The 17,529-nt window shown below is 61.2% G+C and carries 16 protein-coding genes; 7 read left to right on the top strand and 9 right to left on the bottom strand.

The window, feature by feature from the left end:
- Window positions 1-17: 17 nt before the first annotated feature.
- The 3 genes from sppA to rpsA all read right to left on the bottom strand — a co-directional run bounded on the left by sppA (window position 18) and on the right by rpsA (window position 3,375).
- Entirely contained in the window at window positions 18-974 is a 957-nt protein-coding gene (gene sppA, locus AB4072_RS11410; RefSeq protein WP_441968044.1) for a signal peptide peptidase SppA, read from the bottom strand.
- A 122-nt stretch (window positions 975-1,096) separates the two neighbouring features.
- Window positions 1,097-1,540 (bottom strand): DUF4431 domain-containing protein, encoded by a 444-nt coding sequence (locus AB4072_RS11415; protein WP_441968045.1) that lies wholly within the window; start codon window positions 1,538-1,540, stop codon window positions 1,097-1,099.
- A 137-nt stretch (window positions 1,541-1,677) separates the two neighbouring features.
- A complete protein-coding gene (gene rpsA, locus AB4072_RS11420) occupies window positions 1,678-3,375 on the bottom strand; it encodes a 30S ribosomal protein S1 (RefSeq protein ID WP_441968046.1) in 1,698 nt (565 codons plus the stop codon).
- Between the two features lie 624 nt (window positions 3,376-3,999).
- On the opposite strand from rpsA, the gene AB4072_RS11425 reads away from it, so the two are divergent.
- Entirely contained in the window at window positions 4,000-4,983 is a 984-nt protein-coding gene (locus tag AB4072_RS11425) for a DUF5996 family protein (protein ID WP_441968047.1), read from the top strand.
- A 462-nt stretch (window positions 4,984-5,445) separates the two neighbouring features.
- Window positions 5,446-5,859, top strand: coding sequence for a helix-turn-helix domain-containing protein (locus tag AB4072_RS11430; RefSeq protein ID WP_441968048.1), 414 nt, complete (start codon window positions 5,446-5,448; stop codon window positions 5,857-5,859).
- Window positions 5,860-5,875: 16 nt separating this feature from the next.
- Here AB4072_RS11430 and AB4072_RS11435 read toward each other — a convergent pair whose 3' ends face one another.
- The gene (locus tag AB4072_RS11435; protein ID WP_441968049.1) at window positions 5,876-6,502 is read right to left on the bottom strand and encodes a 2-hydroxychromene-2-carboxylate isomerase; all 627 of its coding nucleotides are present in this window, start codon (window positions 6,500-6,502) and stop codon (window positions 5,876-5,878) included.
- A 227-nt stretch (window positions 6,503-6,729) separates the two neighbouring features.
- Between AB4072_RS11435 and AB4072_RS11440 the strand changes: the two genes are divergently transcribed.
- The 3 genes from AB4072_RS11440 to AB4072_RS11450 all read left to right on the top strand — a co-directional run bounded on the left by AB4072_RS11440 (window position 6,730) and on the right by AB4072_RS11450 (window position 9,994).
- Window positions 6,730-7,962: an argininosuccinate synthase gene (locus AB4072_RS11440; RefSeq protein WP_441968091.1), complete on the top strand. Its 1,233-nt coding sequence runs from the start codon at window positions 6,730-6,732 to the stop codon at window positions 7,960-7,962.
- A gap of 532 nt (window positions 7,963-8,494) precedes the next feature.
- Window positions 8,495-8,722: a helix-turn-helix domain-containing protein gene (locus AB4072_RS11445; protein ID WP_441968050.1), complete on the top strand. Its 228-nt coding sequence runs from the start codon at window positions 8,495-8,497 to the stop codon at window positions 8,720-8,722.
- 162 nt (window positions 8,723-8,884) lie between these two features.
- Window positions 8,885-9,994: a site-2 protease family protein gene (locus AB4072_RS11450; protein ID WP_441968051.1), complete on the top strand. Its 1,110-nt coding sequence runs from the start codon at window positions 8,885-8,887 to the stop codon at window positions 9,992-9,994.
- Between the two features lie 9 nt (window positions 9,995-10,003).
- Here AB4072_RS11450 and AB4072_RS11455 read toward each other — a convergent pair whose 3' ends face one another.
- Window positions 10,004-10,465, bottom strand: a complete 462-nt coding sequence (locus tag AB4072_RS11455; RefSeq protein ID WP_441968052.1) for a YybH family protein — start codon at window positions 10,463-10,465, stop codon at window positions 10,004-10,006.
- A gap of 345 nt (window positions 10,466-10,810) precedes the next feature.
- Between AB4072_RS11455 and typA the strand changes: the two genes are divergently transcribed.
- The gene (typA, locus tag AB4072_RS11460; protein WP_441968053.1) at window positions 10,811-12,640 is read left to right on the top strand and encodes a translational GTPase TypA; all 1,830 of its coding nucleotides are present in this window, start codon (window positions 10,811-10,813) and stop codon (window positions 12,638-12,640) included.
- Window positions 12,641-12,854: 214 nt separating this feature from the next.
- Here the strand turns inward: typA and AB4072_RS11465 are convergent, their stop codons facing one another.
- Complete coding sequence (locus AB4072_RS11465) at window positions 12,855-14,606, bottom strand: hypothetical protein (protein WP_441968054.1); 1,752 nt, start codon at window positions 14,604-14,606, stop codon at window positions 12,855-12,857.
- Between the two features lie 192 nt (window positions 14,607-14,798).
- On the opposite strand from AB4072_RS11465, the gene AB4072_RS11470 reads away from it, so the two are divergent.
- Complete coding sequence (locus AB4072_RS11470) at window positions 14,799-15,155, top strand: hypothetical protein (RefSeq protein WP_441968055.1); 357 nt, start codon at window positions 14,799-14,801, stop codon at window positions 15,153-15,155.
- Window positions 15,156-15,419: 264 nt separating this feature from the next.
- Here the strand turns inward: AB4072_RS11470 and AB4072_RS11475 are convergent, their stop codons facing one another.
- From AB4072_RS11475 to cysK, 3 genes are all read right to left on the bottom strand, one after another.
- Window positions 15,420-15,617, bottom strand: coding sequence for a hypothetical protein (locus AB4072_RS11475; protein ID WP_441968056.1), 198 nt, complete (start codon window positions 15,615-15,617; stop codon window positions 15,420-15,422).
- A 70-nt stretch (window positions 15,618-15,687) separates the two neighbouring features.
- Complete coding sequence (locus tag AB4072_RS11480; protein WP_441968057.1) at window positions 15,688-16,389, bottom strand: glutathione S-transferase family protein; 702 nt, start codon at window positions 16,387-16,389, stop codon at window positions 15,688-15,690.
- 113 nt (window positions 16,390-16,502) lie between these two features.
- Window positions 16,503-17,465, bottom strand: a complete 963-nt coding sequence (cysK, locus tag AB4072_RS11485) for a cysteine synthase A (protein WP_441968058.1) — start codon at window positions 17,463-17,465, stop codon at window positions 16,503-16,505.
- Between the last annotated feature and the right edge of the window lie 64 nt (window positions 17,466-17,529).

Here is a 17,529-nt window from a genome sequence, read left to right on the forward strand (position 1 = left end):
ATATGTTTGATGTGGCTTTATTTTTCGGCAGGTTGCCAGAGCGTTAACAGACCGTCAAGCTGCGTTGCGGCGGATGCGCGCCGAATGCTCTCTGCCACTTGCTCAAATCCGAACATATCGGCCCCGAATGCCGCCCAGACGAAGGGCGACAGGCTGCTTTCGCCGCGCGGCCGCCAGTCCCGCACCGGGAGGCCGGGATGCACACCTTTTTCCTTTTCGAGCCAGGCGACGGCATCCCGCTCGGTTCCGAGCGCATCGACGAGTTTCAACGGCACCCCCTGATGCCCGCTGAAAATCTGGCCGGTGGAGACCGTGGCCAGCTCGGAATCGTTCATGCCGCGCCGGTCGCGCACGATACGTTTGAACCAGTCGTAAGTATCGTTGACCACCGATTGCAAGGCGGCCCGGGCCTCAGGACTCGTCGGGGTGAACCCGCTGGGCTCCGCCTTCAGCGGCGCGGACTTCACCGTGTCGACCTTCACACCCAGTTTGTCGAGGAGTTGGGACACTTCCGGATATTGGAAAAGCACACCGATCGAACCGACAAGGGACGTTTCGCGCGCCACGATATGATCAGCGGCGATCGCCGTGATGTATCCGCCGGACGCCGCCGTCCCGTCGACGAAAGCGACAAGCGGTTTTCTCTGGGACAGCGTGCGGATATTGCGGAAAAGCTCCTCGGAACCGGTCGTGGTTCCACCAGGCGAATTGATCGAGATCACGACCCCGGCGACCGATTTCTGCCGCCCCACCTGCTGCATGAGATCGGCTATCCGCCGATTTCCGGTGATCACGCCATTGATGGAAATGCGCGCGATATGCGTCTGCCCCGGAATCAGGCCCAGCCGATCGGCCGCCGCATAACCCAGCGCCAGAACGCCGACGATCAAGGCAACAAGCCCCATGAATCGCCAGAAACTCAGCTTCCGGCGCAGACGCTGGCGGTCGGCAATCGCTTCGGCATCCATGGACATGGGATCAGGGTCTTTCGAAAAGGCTAAGCTTTTGGCGTTGCAGACAATATTTCGAAAAGAGATAGAGCGGCAAGAGAAGAGGCCAACAAAAAGGGCATCTTCTTCCCAGGAAAAGAAACGCCTCAGTGCGGCTTCAGGTCCTTTCTTATGAAGGACGCTATTTCCACCTCCTCCATCAGCACTGGAGTCCGGTGATGCCCAGTGATTGCTCCGAACAACGACCCTTTGAGGCGCAGACGACGACCGATCCATCTTCTGAGCTGGGAATATTGAGCGCCGCTCAAAACAAGCTGGATCCGTGTAACCTTCTCCACCGCATCGCCCAAGCCATCGTCGGCCGCATTCACGCAAAAAGACCGGGTTGGCTTTAGAAAGAAATACGTTTCGGCTACGTCGCCTTCGGCAACGCTTTGATAATTCGGGGGCCCTGGATATGTCGCACGCATCAGCACGCCTTCGATCGCGACAGGGTTCTCATAAGACAAGCAGTCAGAAGCCTGCGCCTTCACGCTAAGCGCTCCGACGAAAGCGAGCGAAAGACAGGCGGCGCGGATAAAGACCTGCATCGGGACAACCTTTCGATATGTTATCCTGGTTATCCTCATCACCGCCTGACGCCAACAAAAAACCCGCGCGATGGATCGCGCGGGTTTTCGAAGAAAATCTCCGGACGAGTCCGGAGATGATGATCCCGTGAAGGATCTTACTTCTTGTCCTTGGCCTTCAAGGCTGCACCCAGGATGTCGCCGAGCGACGCGCCCGAATCGGCCGAGCCGTACTGCGCCATCGCTTCCTTCTCCTCAGCGACCTCGAGGGCCTTGACGGAGACGGTGACGCGGCGAGCCTTGCGGTCGAACTGGGTCACGCGGGCATCGAGCTTCTCACCGGCAGCGAAACGCTCGGGGCGCTGGTCGGCGCGGTCGCGGGCGAGTTCGTTGCGCTTGATGAAGGTGGAGAGGTCGGTATCGACGATCTTCACCTCGAGGCCGCCGTCCTTCACCTCGAGAACCTCACAGGTGACGATCTGGCCCTTCTTGAGTTCGCCGGCTTCCGCGAAGGGGTCGCCTGCGAGCTGCTTGATGCCGAGCGAGATGCGCTCCTTCTCGACGTCCACGTCGAGAACCTGGGCGCGCACGATATCGCCCTTCTTGAAGTCGTCGATGACCTGCTCGCCCGGACGGTTCCAGTCGAGGTCCGAGAGGTGGACCATGCCGTCGACATCGTTCTCGAGGCCGATGAACAGACCGAATTCGGTCTTGTTCTTGACTTCGCCTTCGACTTCCGAACCGACAGGATGCTTCTCGGCGAAGGCTTCCCACGGGTTCTGCAGGGTCTGCTTGAGACCGAGCGAGATGCGGCGCTTGACCTGATCGACTTCGAGGATGACGACCTCAACTTCTTGCGAAGTGGAGATGATCTTGCCCGGATGGACGTTCTTCTTCGTCCAGGACATCTCGGAGACGTGGATGAGGCCTTCGATGCCCGGCTCCAGCTCAACGAACGCACCGTAATCGGTGATGTTCGTGACGCGGCCCTTGAGCTTGGCGTCGACCGGGTAGCGGGCGGCGATGCCTTCCCACGGATCGGCGAGCAGCTGCTTGATGCCGAGCGAGATGCGGTGCGTCTCGTGGTTGATCTTGATGATCTTGACCTTGACCGTCTGGCCGATGGTGACCACCTCGGACGGGTGGTTCACGCGGCGCCATGCCATGTCGGTGACGTGCAACAGGCCGTCGATGCCGCCCAGATCAACGAACGCACCGTATTCGGTGATGTTCTTGACCACGCCGTCGATGACCTGACCCTCTTCGAGGTTGGCCACGAGCTCGGAGCGTTGCTCGGCGCGGCTCTCTTCGAGAACCGTACGGCGCGACACGACGATGTTGCCGCGGCGGCGATCCATCTTGAGGATCTGGAACGGCTGAGCCACGCCCATGAGCGGGGTGACGTCGCGCACGGGGCGGATATCGACTTGGCTGCGCGGCAGGAACGCCACTGCGCCGTCGAGATCGACGGTGTAGCCGCCCTTGACCTGGTTGAAGATGACGCCATTGACGCGCTCTTGAGCCTCGAAGGCCTTCTCGAGCTTCACCCACGACTCTTCGCGGCGAGCCTTGTCGCGCGAGATGACGGCTTCGCCGAGAGCGTTTTCGATGCGCTCGACATAAACCTCGACCTCATCGCCGACGTTGATCGTCTGATCGCGATTGGGGCCGGCAAATTCCTTGAGAGCGACGCGACCTTCGGTCTTGGCGCCGATATCGATGACCGCGACGTCTTTCTCGATCGCGACCACTTTGCCCTTCACGACCGAGCCTTCGCTGATCTCGTTCGTACGGAAGGATTCTTCGAGCAGGGCCGCGAAATCTTCACGGCTCGGCTGTTGCAGTGCTGCAGACATATGATCTCCTGAATGGCCCAGTTTTAAGGGGCAACGCCGGCGGCTCGTGTTACGGATCGTCCCCAACCGCCGCTGCCAGGGACGCCCCTCTAGGGCCATGTCCAAGGCATGCCGCTTTAAAAAGCGGGCCGGCGTATCGCCGGCGGATGGAAAACGTGCGACCCGAAAGGACGTCTTTTAACGCCGTAAGGGCACGCTCTCGCGCGCCACACCTGCACCGTCTTCATCGGCGTCTTTTCGGATAGGTCGGTCATTTAGTGCACTTTGCCCGGAGAAACAAGCTTTCGCGCGGGCCGATAACGACCCGAGTTTGGTCCGCGCTCTTCCCTCCCCCTTGCGGGGAGGGGTAGGGGTGGGGGTTGAAAAGTCAGAGCGTTGCCTGTGATCCGGCAAGCAGGAAAGCTGCTACAGCGCCAGACGTATGAAAGTTTCACCCGGTCAGACGACCCCCACCCTTCATCCCTCCCGCAAGGGGGAGGGAAACCTGCGCCTCATCCCTCATCAAGAAGCCTGCGCCTTATCCTCACCAACTGAGTCACGACTCGCGGGCCCGGGCTTTCCGGCTGCCCGGGCAGCCTTATCTACCGGACGGAGGGAGCGATCCGCCACTTGCGCGGAGCTTCGATGATCCATCTCACGACAGGTCGCACCATGAATCACGCCATCACAGACTGGCCGGATCTCCCTTATCCGGCCTGGCGGGACACCGCCGTCACCCTCCAGCTTTGGACCCAGATCGTGGGCAAGGTCCGGCTGTCGTTGACGCCGTGGCTGAACCATGGCTGGCAGGTAACGCTCTATGTCACAGCCCGGGGCCTGGGCACATCCCCGATCCCCTTCGGTCACGAGATCCTCGAAATCGAGTTCGATTTCATCGACCATCGCCTGAAGGCGCGCACGAGCCGGGGCGAGGAAGGCTCGTTCGCCCTCGAACCGCAGACCGTCGCCGCCTTCTATCGCCGGGTCATGGATCTTCTGGCAGGTCTCGGGGTCGCGGTTTCCATCAACGAGATGCCGAACGAAATGCCGGACGCCATCCCCTTCTCGCAGGACAAGACTCATTCGGCTTATGACGCCGCAGCCTCCAATCACTTCTGGCGCGCGCTGGTCCAGGTCGACCGGGTGTTCAAGCTGTTCCGGAGCAGCTTTCTCGGCAAAGCGAGCCCGGTTCATTTCTTCTGGGGCAGTTTCGACCTTGCCGTGACCCGGTTCTCCGGGCGGATGGCCCCGCTCCATCCGGGCGGCGTTTCGGGATTGCCCGATGACGTCACCCGGGAGGCTTATTCTCATGAGGTGAGCAGCGCCGGCTTCTGGCCCGGCAGTGACGCCTTCCCACAGGCCGCCTTCTATTCCTACGCCTATCCGGAGCCGCAGGGCTTTCGCGACCGGCCGGTGACGCCCGGCGCGTCTTTCGACACAAAGCTCGGCGAGTTCATCCTGCCTTACGATGTGGTTCGAAACGCCGCTTCTCCGGATAACGTCCTGCTCGACTTCCTGACGCAGACCTATACGGCTGCGGCCGAGACCGGCCACTGGGATCGGGCAGCGCTGGAATGTGCCCTGGGCGTTCCGGCCCAACCGCGCACTCTATCCTCCGCGCGCGGCTGAGAGGGTGGGATGAACACCCTCTACCGTCATTCCGGGGCGCCGCAGGCGAACCCGGAACCCATAACCACTGGTGTCGCCGGATAAGGAACGACGGCCATCGTTGTGCCCTTTCGGTCACCCTTAGCGGCTCTAGGTTCCGGGTTCCGCTGCGCGGCCCCGGAATGACGGAGGGGTAGTGGCTCGGAATGGCGGGAGAGGTGGTGGCACACCATTGACCCTTTGCCCCGTTCCCGTGTTATCTCGGTGCCGGAGCCGGCCGCAGCCGGTTCTGGGGTCTAGAAGCCCCTCGTTAGGCGGCTGGCATCAGCCGTTAGTGATGCCTTCCCAGCCCATGGCCGGGGAGGTGCTGCCGTATGTCCAGGACGCAAGTCTAAAGGGCAGCGCAGCCGTCCTAGCGCGGTTTTCTAGCTCCCCGACCACCAGCGCCGCTGGTGGTCGCCACCGCCAAAGAGGGGAGTTTTCATGAGCACGTCGCCTAACCGCGCCAGAGCGCCAAGCGCCCAACCAACCGCCGCCAAATCACCCAATGCGGCCGACCGGCGTATCGGTCAGCGCGTGCGCTTGAGGCGTCTTGCCATCGGGTTGAGCCAGGAGAAACTAGCCCAGGCGCTCGGGATCACCTTCCAACAGGTCCAGAAATATGAGCGAGGCACCAACCGCATCGGCGCGAGCCGCCTGCAGGAGATCGCGCGGGTCTTAAGCGTTCCGGTCGCGTCCTTCTACGACGCGGAGGCTCAGGCCGCGGGATCGCTGACGGCTGTCCTCGACACGCCGCAGAGCCTGCCCCTGCTCCAGGCCTTCACCGCCATCGCTCATCCTGACCTGCGCCGTCAGGCGCTAGAGCTGGTACGAGCCATCGCCAAAGTGAAGGCGTAACCCGACATGACGGGGGTCAGATCGGCACTTCCGACCGCCGCGCCTGGGCCACGGCCCATTCGAGGGCCCGCTCCAGCCTGTCGTTGCCCCAGAACATCTCGCCGTCCTCGGCAAAGAAGGTCGGCGCGCCGAAGATCCCGCGCGATTGGGCCTCCTCACTCATCCGGCGCAGGCGCGTCTTGACGGGCTCACTCTCGGCCTCATCGAGCACCACCGCCGCATCCTGACCGAGATCTGTCAGAATTTCGGCCAGAAGAACCGGATCGCTGATATTGCGGCCCTTGCCGAATTCGGCCGTATACACCGCGCGGGTGAAGGCCGGGGCCCAGCCCGGCTCTCCGCCGAGAAGAGCGACGCGGGCGGCGAGCAGGCCGTTCTGCGGGAAGGGATCCGGCCGCACGAAGGGAATGCGGAGCTGTGCCGCCTCACGCTCCATGTCGCGCCACATATAGCGGCCCTTGCCGGGAAAGAGGTTGAAGGGCGAGGAGGTCCACCCTTGAGCCGCGAAGATCGGCCCAAGCAGAAACGGGCGCCAGAACAACCCGACCCCGGCCTCTTCCGCCGCCGCCTCGATGCGCATGGCGGTGAGGTAGGAATAGGTCGAGGCGAAGTCGTACCAGAATTCGAGGATCGGCCGACGCATCGCGATCACTTCCCGCTGTTCTTCGAAATGATAAGGGTCTCAAGGTGGGGCCTCGCTTTTGCAAAGCCGGCTCGCCTTTCGATGCGTTTGCCTATCCTATCCCCGTGCGTTCCAACAGGGCCGCGTTTTCCGAGCGGGGATGCCACCAGCGCATGACGATTGCCCGTTGCGCGGCTCAAGCTTCCGTTCTAAGTCGCGGGTTCCTTATCATTTTGGACATCAAGACCATGGCTTCGAAGCGCGTGAACAAGGTCGTGCTCGCCTATTCCGGCGGCCTCGACACCTCGATCATCCTCAAGTGGTTGCAGACCACCTACGGCTGCGAGGTGGTGACCTTCACCGCCGATCTCGGCCAGGGCGAGGAGCTGGAGCCGGCCCGCAAGAAGGCCGAGCTGCTCGGCATCAAGCCGGAAAACATCTTCATCGAGGACCTGCGCGACGAATTCGTGCGCGACTACGTGTTCCCGATGTTCCGCGCCAACGCGCAATACGAGGGCCTGTACCTGCTCGGCACCTCGATTGCCCGTCCGCTGATCGCCAAGAAGCAGATCGAAATCGCCGAGAAGGTCGGGGCCGACGCGGTCGCCCACGGCGCCACCGGCAAAGGTAACGACCAGGTCCGTTTCGAGCTCGGCTATTATGCCCTGAAGCCGGACGTGACCGTGATCGCCCCCTGGCGCGAATGGGATCTGCGCTCCCGCGAACAGCTCATCGCCTTCGCCGAGCAGAACCAGATCCCGATCGCCAAGGACAAGCGCGGTGACGCGCCCTTCTCCGTCGACGCCAATCTCCTGCACGCCTCTTCCGAGGGCAAAGTGCTCGAGGATCCGGGTATCGAAGTGCCGGATTACGTCTACTCGCGCACCAACGATCCGGAGAGTGCCCCCGACAAGCCGACCGTCATCTCCATCGACTTCGCCAAGGGCGACCCCGTCGCGATCGATGGCAAGAAGCTTGGGCCGGCGGATCTTCTGGCCAAGCTCAACGAACTCGGCCGCCTCAACGGCATCGGCCGCCTCGACCTCGTCGAGAACCGCTTCGTCGGCATGAAGAGCCGCGGCATGTACGAGACCCCCGGCGGCACCATTCTGGCGCTCGCTCACCGGGCTATCGAGTCGATCACGCTGGATCGCGGCGCCGCTCACCTCAAGGACGAGCTGATGCCGAAATACGCCGAGCTGATCTATAACGGCTTCTGGTTCTCGCCGGAGCGCGAGATGCTCCAGGTTCTCATCGACAAGAGCCAGGAATTCGTCACCGGCGAAGTGAAGCTGAAGCTCTATAAGGGCGGCGTCCACATCATCGGCCGCGAGAGCCCCTATTCGCTCTACGACCAGGATCTCGTGACCTTCGAAGAAGGCGCCGTCGCCTACGACCACCGCGACGCCGCAGGCTTCATCAAGCTCAACGCGCTGCGGTTGCGGACACTGGCTCAGCGGAAGAAGAAGCTGGGGCTGTAAAACGATGCTGTCATCCCCGGCGAGCCGAAGGCGAGGGAAGGGGATCCATTGACAAGCCAAGCGCGCCTGATCGTGGATCCCCTTCCCCTCACTCCGTTCGGCCGGGAATGACACGCATTTGACTCGCCGTGGATTGATCCAAAGGTCTCGGCTTGCGGCCGTGCGAGTAAACCATCCAGCGACCCCTTGTATCTCGATAGACGCCGTAAACGAGAGCCCACATTCGCGGCGGTTTGAGAGAAGCGAAACGATCTCGGCGAGGCCGCGCATCACCAGCCATGTCACGCCGAGCATTGTCATCGGTATGCTGACAAGCCAGAGGGCCTGAACCCACTCCGGTGAGGTTTGGAATTTACTGAGAAGATCCGCCCATGCGGAATACGGCTGGTTCATTATGAACACCAGAAAGTGGCACAATCACCAAATCGCATTCATGGTTTCCTTTAAATGCTCATTCTGGTGGCCATTAAGACTATAATTACATATTATAGTTGATAAACTTTGCCTGTCAAAAGCCTCACTTCGCTTGTGCATGGATATGCGCAAGCTCGTCGGAAGCAACTTCGCCCGCATCAGGCGTGAAAAAGGTTTTACCCAGGAGCAGATTGAAGAGCGGTCCGGGTTGAGCCAGCAATACCTCAGCGGTCTGGAGCAAGGCCGCCGCAATCCCACAATCGTGACGCTCTACGAACTGGCCCAGGCTTTAGGCGTCAGCCATCTCGACCTGCTTAGACCGGCTGATTTGGCAGAGCGGAAGTAATTGCTTTCTTTGAGGGATAGCACATCCTAAAGAAAGACAGGTCGTCCGAAGCCTTCTCCCAGCGAGCGCAGAAGGGCCTTGTCCGTCAGGACACTTAAATAACCTCCTACCGAAACCCCTCCGCGCGCCTTACCTTAAAGGTCACGCCGCGCGGAGATTTTTATGCTCTGGTCCATTCCCGTTGCACGCATCGGCGAAACGGCGGTGCGCATTCATGTGACGTTCCTGCTGTTCCTCATCTGGATCGGCGCGGCGCAATGGCAGGTGGGCGGGCGGGACGCGGCGCTGCAAGGCGTTCTATTCATGGTGCTGCTCTTCGTCTGTGTGCTCGCCCATGAATTCGGTCACATCCTCGTCGCCCGGCACTATGGCATCAAGACGCCGCAGGTGACGCTCTGGCCCATCGGCGGCATCGCGAGTCTCGAGCGGATTCCAGACGATCCGAAGCAGGAATTGCTGATCGCCATCGCGGGGCCGCTGGTGAACGTGGTCATCGCGGCGATCCTGATCGTGGTGATCGGCATCGGCTTCAACGAGGCGGTGGTGACGGGGCTGGACGACCCGCGCGCCAGCCTCCTGGCGCGGCTGGCCACCGCCAATATCTTCCTTTTTCTCTTCAACCTGATCCCGGCCTTCCCGATGGATGGGGGGCGGGTGCTGCGCGCGTTTCTCGCCATGCGGCTGAGCCACGGGGAGGCGACGCGCATCGCCGCCCGCATCGGCCAGGGCACCGCCTTCGTGTTCGCCCTCGCGGGTTTGTTCGTGAGCCCGATTCTCGTGGTGATCGGACTGTTCGTCTATCTCGCGGCCACGGCGGAATCCCAGCACGTGGCGCTCCAGGACGGGACGCAAGGTCTTCCCGTGCGGTCCCTGATGGTGAGCGCAGTCGAAGCGCTCCCCGCCTCCTCGACCCTCGATGAGGCGGTCGATCTGATGCTGCGGACCTCGCAAAAGGAGTTTCCGGTCGTGGACGAGACCGGCCATCCTCATGGCCTGCTGACCCGGGACGGGCTCATCCTCGCCCTGCGCGAGAGCGGCCCGACGCGGCCCGTTCAGGAAGTCATGATGCGGGATTTTCCGACGGTGGGCGATTGGCAGCCTTTCGAGGCCGCGCTCACCCTCCTCAACCAGGCGAAGGCCCCGGCGATTATCGTCCTCGATAGCACGCAGAAGCTCGTCGGCATCGTCACGCCGGAGAATATCGGGGAAATGATGATGGTCCGCAGCGTGCGCCCCGACTGGCGCTTCGGCACCCGGCGCGTGCGGGCCTGAACCGCCGGTTCAGGGTTTTGCGACTTCCTGAGGAACCGGTCCGCCCCCGTCGAGGACGTATTTCCACGAACCGTCCGGCTGCTTTTTCCAGATGGTCACATAGGCCCCGTGCTGCTTGACCTCGCCATTGTCGCGCACCTTGAAGCGACCGAAGGTGTAGCCGAGGTCGCCGCTCGCCGCGATTTCCGCCTTCAATGGCTCCCAGCTCAGGGCGGACCCGGTCACTTTGGAGAAGATCCCGACAAACTCTTCGTTGTCGAGGATCGGCATATTCGGCGGACGGAGCATGATAGGCGCATTCGCCGCATAAGCGATAAAAGCTTTGCCGACGCCCTCCTTCTGGGCCATGTCGTTGAAGGCCCGGTCGGCGTCCATCAATTGCTGCGCTGGCATGGTCTGTCCTGTGGCGGCCTGAGAGAGCGCGCACATGACCAGCCCGACGATCAAAGTCCCCCTTCTTATCAATGGCATTGGGAATCCTCTCAAAAAATGACGTTATAATCTTGTGTATCGCGGACGCCGATTCCTGCCTAGAGTTTGATCGTGTCTCTTGAAACACGATCAAACTCCCGATTCCTTATTGCCGCATGATCCGGGCGAACACCCGTTTCCCACTTGTTCGGATCATGCTCCGCCTGCCCCCGAGGCCCGTTTTGCGACTTATCCGGGCAGCCTTGAACGTCGAAAAAGCGCGTGCCCTATTGCCGCCAAAGGCTCATCACTATATTGCATCGCAAGATTTCCCTTTTCCGGTTTCGAGAGAGTGCGCCAAGCGGGCCCCCGTTGCCGGACGGTTTTTGCTTTGAAAGAGCCCTTATGAAGCTGCGCAATATCGCCATCATCGCCCACGTCGACCATGGCAAGACGACCCTTGTCGACAAGCTCCTCTCCCAATCGGGCAGCTTCCGCGAGAACCAGCGCGTGGAAGAACGCGCGATGGATTCGAACGATCTCGAAAAAGAGCGTGGCATCACGATTCTCGCCAAGGCGACCTCGGTCGTCTGGAAGGATACCCGCATCAACATCGTCGACACCCCCGGCCACGCGGATTTCGGCGGCGAGGTGGAGCGCATCCTGAGCATGGTCGACGGCGCCATCGTTCTCGTGGATGCGGCCGAAGGCCCGATGCCGCAGACCAAGTTCGTGGTGTCCAAGGCCCTCAAGATCGGCCTTCGCCCCATCGTCGCCATCAACAAAATCGACCGGCCCGACGCCCGCCACCAGGAAGTCATCAACGAGGTGTTCGACCTGTTCGCGGCGCTCGACGCCTCGGACGAGCAGCTCGACTTCCCGATCCTCTACGGTTCGGGCCGCAACGGCTGGATGGCGAAGTCTCCGGAAGGCCCGAGCGACGAAGGCCTCGGGCCCCTGTTTGATCTCGTGCTCGACCATGTGCCCCCGGCCAAGACCGAGGAAGGCCCGTTCCGCATGCTCGGAACGCTGCTCGAAGCCAACCCGTTCCTCGGCCGCATCGTCACCGGCCGCATTAGCGCCGGTTCGGTGAAGCCGAACCAGGCGATCAAGGTGCTCGACCGGGACGGTAACGTGGTCGAGACGGGCCGCGTGTCCAAGATCCTCGCCTTCCGCGGCCTGGAGCGTCAGCCCATCGAACTCGGCGAGGCCGGCGACATCGTCTCCATCGCGGGCCTCGTCAAGGGCTCCGTGGCCGACACTTTCTGCGCGCCTGAGAACGACGTCGCGATCCAGGCCCAGCCCATCGATCCGCCGACCGTCACCATGTCCTTCATCGTCAACGATAGTCCGCTCGCCGGCACCGAGGGCGACAAGGTCACGAGCCGCATGATCCGCGACCGCCTGTTCAAGGAAGCGGAAGGCAACGTGACCCTCAAGATCGAGGAAGCGACGGACAAGGACTCGTTCTTCGTCTCGGGTCGCGGCGAATTGCAGCTCGCCATCCTCATCGAGACCATGCGCCGCGAAGGCTTCGAGATCGCCGTGTCGCGTCCCCGCGTGGTGTTCAAGAAGGACGAGGCCACGGGCCAACTTCTCGAACCCATTGAGGAAGTGGTCATCGACGTGGACGAGGAGCATTCCGGCGTCGTGGTGCAGAAGATGTCCGAGCGTCGCGCCGATATGATCGAGATGCGCCCATCCGGCGGCAACCGTCAGCGCCTCGTGTTCTACGCTCCGACCCGTGGCCTCATCGGCTATCAGGGCGAACTCATGACCGACACGCGCGGCACTGCGATCATGAACCGCCTGTTCCACGCCTACGAGCCCTACAAGGGCGAGATCGCCGGCCGCCGCAACGGCGTCCTGATCTCCAACGACCAGGGCGAGGCTGTCGCTTACGCCCTGTGGAACCTGGAAGATCGCGGCCCGATGATGATCGAGCCCGGCTGGAAGGTCTATCAGGGCATGATCGTCGGCGAGCATAACCGCGAGAACGATCTCGAAGTGAACGTGCTCAAGGGCAAGAAGCTCACCAACATCCGCACGACCTCCAAGGACGAAGCGGTGCGCCTGACCCCGCCGATCCGCATGACGCTGGAAAAGTCGCTGGCGTGGATTCAGGACGACGAGTTGGTGGAAGTGACGCCGAAGTCGATCCGCATCCGCAAGTCGGTCCTCGACCCGAACGACCGCAAGCGCGCCGAGCGCTCGAAGGAAGCGCTGACCGCTTAAAAGCAGCGCTTTTAGCCAAATCAAAAGGCCGCCCAACGGGCGGCCTTTTTTGTGATCGCACCGATCGCAAGCTGAGAATAGCGCTTTGTCCTAAAGACGATCCCCGATCTGCAAGCCCGTGGAAGAGGTCTGCGTCGCTTCAAAGCAAAGCCCGCCTTGAAGGGGCGGGTCTTGCTACCAATCAGGGGACGGCGAACGTCCGTCGCAAGAGCGATCAGACGACCAGGAAATCGCCAGCATCCAACACTTTGGCGGTAAGGCCTTTCTTCAACTGGAGGAAGTCGATCGCCTTGTACTTCGTGTCGCTGCCGTCGGCATCGTAGGACACCTTGCCCGTCTTGGCGTTGTAGGAAATGTAGTCGTCCTTGTCCTTGACGCCGAACGAGAAAAACTTCTTGCTCAACGCCTTGCCGGCCACTGTGCCCTTGCCCACCTTCTTGAAGATCGCATCGTCGAGCAGGAATTTGTCCTCGCCGTTCTTCCAGTCGGTGATGCTGTCGAGATTGGTCTTGGCATTCAACTTGGTGTCGAACAGGAACCGATCCTTGCCGACGCCGCCTGTGAGAGCATCTTTGCCCGCGCCGCCGGACAGCGTATCATCTCCCAAACCACCCGCGAGCTTGTCGTTGCCGGCGAGGCCGAAGAAAGCTTCATTCGCATCCCGTCCTGAAACGTTGTCGGCTCCTGACGTCCCAGCAATCTCAAATGTGTCGCCGGACGCCGTCTTGAGCGATCCGAGAGCGTTGAACTGTGCAAGACTCAAAGCGAGCTTGTTATTGAGAGCATCGATGCCTTTGATACCCTTCACTGACAATTCCATCATCTGAACGGCAGATAGGCCTGAGAGGACAGCTCCGTCGTCAGCCAGGGTCGCTATATCGTCCGCCGCCAGCGGCGTGGAGCCGAGCGCGACAAGCTTCGCAAAGGACAGAGAATACGAACCTGCGCCGAGGGCATCGATGGCATCAATGCCTTTGCCTGCGAAGCCCCGAACCTGCTCCACCGTCAGAGCGGCGAGGGCGGCCGAAATGCTGGCTCCTTCATCCCGCAGGGTGATCACATCGTCTGCCGCCATGGTCAGCGACGTCGTCGCAAGGGCACCGACCTGCTCGGCCGACAAGGAGACGGAAGCCTGCGCGCCGTCCGCATCGATGACATCGCCCCCCCTCGCACCGAGGTGACGGATGAACTCACCGGTCATGCGCTGAACCTCATCGACCGTGTCTTTGATGGTCACCCGGTCCTCCGCGGTGAATCCCACCGAACCCAGTGTGATGACCTTGTCGAGGTTCAGAGTGAGCGTGTCCGTCGTGGAATTGAGCCGCGCCACGTTAAGGCCGGCAATTCTCTGGAGAACTGAATTGTCGAAACTTTCCAGGGTGCTGCCCGTGTCCTTCACGACAAAAACGTTGCTCCCCCGCAACCCGGCACCGACAACTTCATCAAGCCTTCCAAGCGTCAGCTCGATCGCCCCGTCATCCGTGGCATCGATGGCATCGATGCCCTTGCCGAGAAGGCCGGAGATCTGCGCCTCGGTCAGGGTGGCGAGAGCCGCCGAAATCCTGGCGGCGGTATCGGCCATGGTCACCGTCAGGCCCACGGCGACGGTGAGGGACGATGTCTTGGCCAAGGCCACGCTCTGATCCGCACTCAGCGAGAGAGGGCCGACACCTTGCGGGAGGTCAATCGTATCAACCTTCTTGGCATCTAGCCTCGCGATGTGTTCCGCTGTTAGGTTTGCGAGATTCGCGGCCGTGTCCATCACCCTAGAGAAGCTTTCCTCCGCCACGGACAGTGATGCTGTTTCCGCCAAGGCGATGGCCTGATCCGCACGCAGTTGGATAGTACTAGGACCAGCACTGATGAAATCGACGTTGTTCAAGCCGAGTTGCCGAATATCCTGGGCGGTTAACGTCTGCAGCTCGGTGAAGCTGCCATCAACCGTCACATTGGTCGTGGCCTCCATTTTGAGCTTCGTGAGTTGAGCAAGGGCTTTTGCTTCAGCGACGGTTAGGATAATTGTTCTATCTGCTTCGGTTATGTTCAGGAAATCGACTCCTCCATCGTTCAGTTTGGCCCCAAGGCCTGACGTTAGCGCACTCTTGATTCGGTTTGTCGTGTCCTTAACTGTGACTTTGTCATCCGCCGCCATGACAAAATGCGCAGTTTCATCGCCGAATGCCCCGTTGGCTTGGCTGGTGGTGAACTGGATTGGAAGATTATCGGTACTATCGATGGTCCGGATGCCTTTGTTCAGGTACCACTGCATCTGCTGCCAGCTGAGATTGCTGATGGCTCCGGCCGTATCGGAAACCGTGACGTCATTATCGGGTGCGAAGCCCATCAATGTACCCATCGCATCCAGCTGGTCGATTCTGAGGGACAGAGCGCCCTCGTCTGCATCGATCGTGTCTACCCAAATCCTCTTCATTTCGCCGAAAATAGCCGGGCTCAGATTCTGAAGAATTTCTGCCGTGTCAGCGACAATGACATCGTCCCCGTCAGCGAAACTTGATCCGTTTTGTTGAAGATAAGTCAGCAGATCCGCGACACTCAGGGTCCGAATAGTCATTACAGCCTCACGTCAGCTTTGGTGCTTGTAAGGCTCAGGTTATACAGGAGTGTCGGGTTCGACAACTATATATCATTCCTTTCACCATCCTCGATACATCGCGTTCGAAGGACGAGGCATGTCCAGCGCTCTCTGGAACCTCCTTCGAGACGGTCACTGCTTGATGAAGGTTGAAGGCTAAGATGGAAGGAGGAAGAATCCTCGCGTCTATCCGCTCGTCGAATCCGCGTTGGGCTCTCCGGGGTCCGGCAGGGAGCCTGTGCCCGGCGTCGCATCAGGGTTCGTCAATTCCGGCTTGGCGTGCGGGCCTGCCGCCGGAAGCTTATGCTCTTCATTTCCGGGTTTGCCGCCGCCGCGATCTTCGCGATTCCCGAGACGACCGGACGGGCGTTTCTTTTCGGCCATCACGCACTCCTTGAACCATCGATTCAAGACAACCGCGACGAACGGCGACAGTTCTGGCCAAGCTCGTGGATCAGGTCGCCGCAGCGGATGGGGCGAGGTCCGCCATGAACGCGGGTAAGGGACACCCCTCCGACACGAGAAAAGCGGCCATCGGCCCGACGACGCGTCTGACGGCCGGTCGCTCCGTCATCCGCGCGCGCCATTGTTGGAGCCTCGGGGTCGCATCGGTCATGCCCGCGCCCATGCGCGCGCCGAAGAGTTGCGCCATGTAGAAGGCGATGTCGGCGAAGGAATAGGAGCCGGCGAGAAATTCGTTGTCCCCCAACGTCTCTTCCATATCCTCGTAGAAGCCTGCTGCGATCTCGCGCGCGGTGATCGCCACCGGGTCCTCCGGCGCATCCTGCAAGCTCATCAATCGAATGATGGGCGGGAAGTAGACCTCATCGGATTTGTGCTCGATGAGACGAGCTCGCGCCTTCGCCGCCCTGCCGGCAGGCCAGAGGGCGGGAGCGGGTCGCAGGTCCTCCAGATATTCGAAGATCTGGGTCGAATCGAAGATTTCGACCGGGCCGTGAACCAACACCGGCACCTGCTTCTTCGGGTTGACCCGCACGACCTCCGGGTGCTTCGGCTCATAAAGCCGCTTCATCTCGAACGGCACCATGATCAATTCGAATACGAGGCCCTTTTCATGAGCCGCGATCTGCGCCTTCGCGCCGAACATGCTCAACGGACCGGAGAAGAGACGGATCGGCGCGGCGTCGGATGTCATGAATAATCGTCCCTGTTTTCGGCGTTTCCCTTGTCTACAGATGTCTGCATCCGCGCAAAAGAAAAGGGCGACCGGAGCCGCCCTTTCGATTTTCGTATCCGCCGCGGGGATGTCTAGCCGACGCCTTCGAACAGCGCGCTCGAAATGTAACGCTCTGCGAAAGAGGGAGCCACGGTGACGATGCGCTTACCCTTGAACTCGGGGCGCGCCGCGAGTTCAAGCGCCGCCGCCACATTCGCGCCCGTCGAGATGCCGCCGGGAATGCCCTCTAACTTCGCAAGCTTGCGCGCGGTATCGAAGGAGGTCTGGTTGCCGACTGTGACCACCTCGTCGATGACGGAGCGGTCGAGCACTTCCGGAATGAAGCCCGCACCGATGCCCTGGATTTTGTGAGGGCCGGGCTGGCCACCGGACAGAACCGGGGAATCCTCCGGCTCCACCGCCACCACTTTCAGGTTCGGCAAGCGCGGTTTCAATACCTGGCCGACACCCGTGATGGTGCCGCCGGTGCCGACGCCCGCGACGAACACATCGAGCTTGCCATCGGTGTCGTTCCAGATCTCCTCCGCCGTCGTCAGACGGTGGATTTCCGGGTTGGCCGGATTGCGGAATTGCTGCGGGATGACGGCGTTCGGCGTCTCCTTGAGAAGCTCTTCGGCCTTGGCCACCGCGCCCTTCATGCCGAGCGGGCCGGGGGTGAGCACGAGTTCCGCGCCGAGATAGGCCAGCATCTTGCGACGCTCGATCGACATGGTCTCCGGCATCACGAGGATGAGACGATAGCCGCGCGCGGCCGCGACGAAGGCGAGCGCGATACCCGTATTGCCGGAGGTCGGCTCGATCAGCGTCGTGTTCGGCTTGATCACGCCCTGCGCTTCCAGCGCGTCGATCATGCTGACGCCGATGCGGTCCTTGACGCTCGCAATGGGGTTGAAGAATTCGAGCTTCACAAGGATCTCGGCGTCGATGCCGCGCTCCGCCGGCAGGCGCTTCAGGCGGACCAGAGGTGTGTTGCCGATTGTTTCCGTGATCGAACCGTAGATGCGTCCGCGACCGGGCTTGGCCTGATCAGCCATAGGATCCTCCATGTGTCATGAAACTCTGTGAGAGCAGTCTTTATTCCTTTTTCCATTCGTTGTC

Source organism: Microvirga sp. 2MCAF38 (genome assembly GCF_052115485.1).
Classification (GTDB): domain Bacteria; phylum Pseudomonadota; class Alphaproteobacteria; order Rhizobiales; family Beijerinckiaceae; genus Microvirga.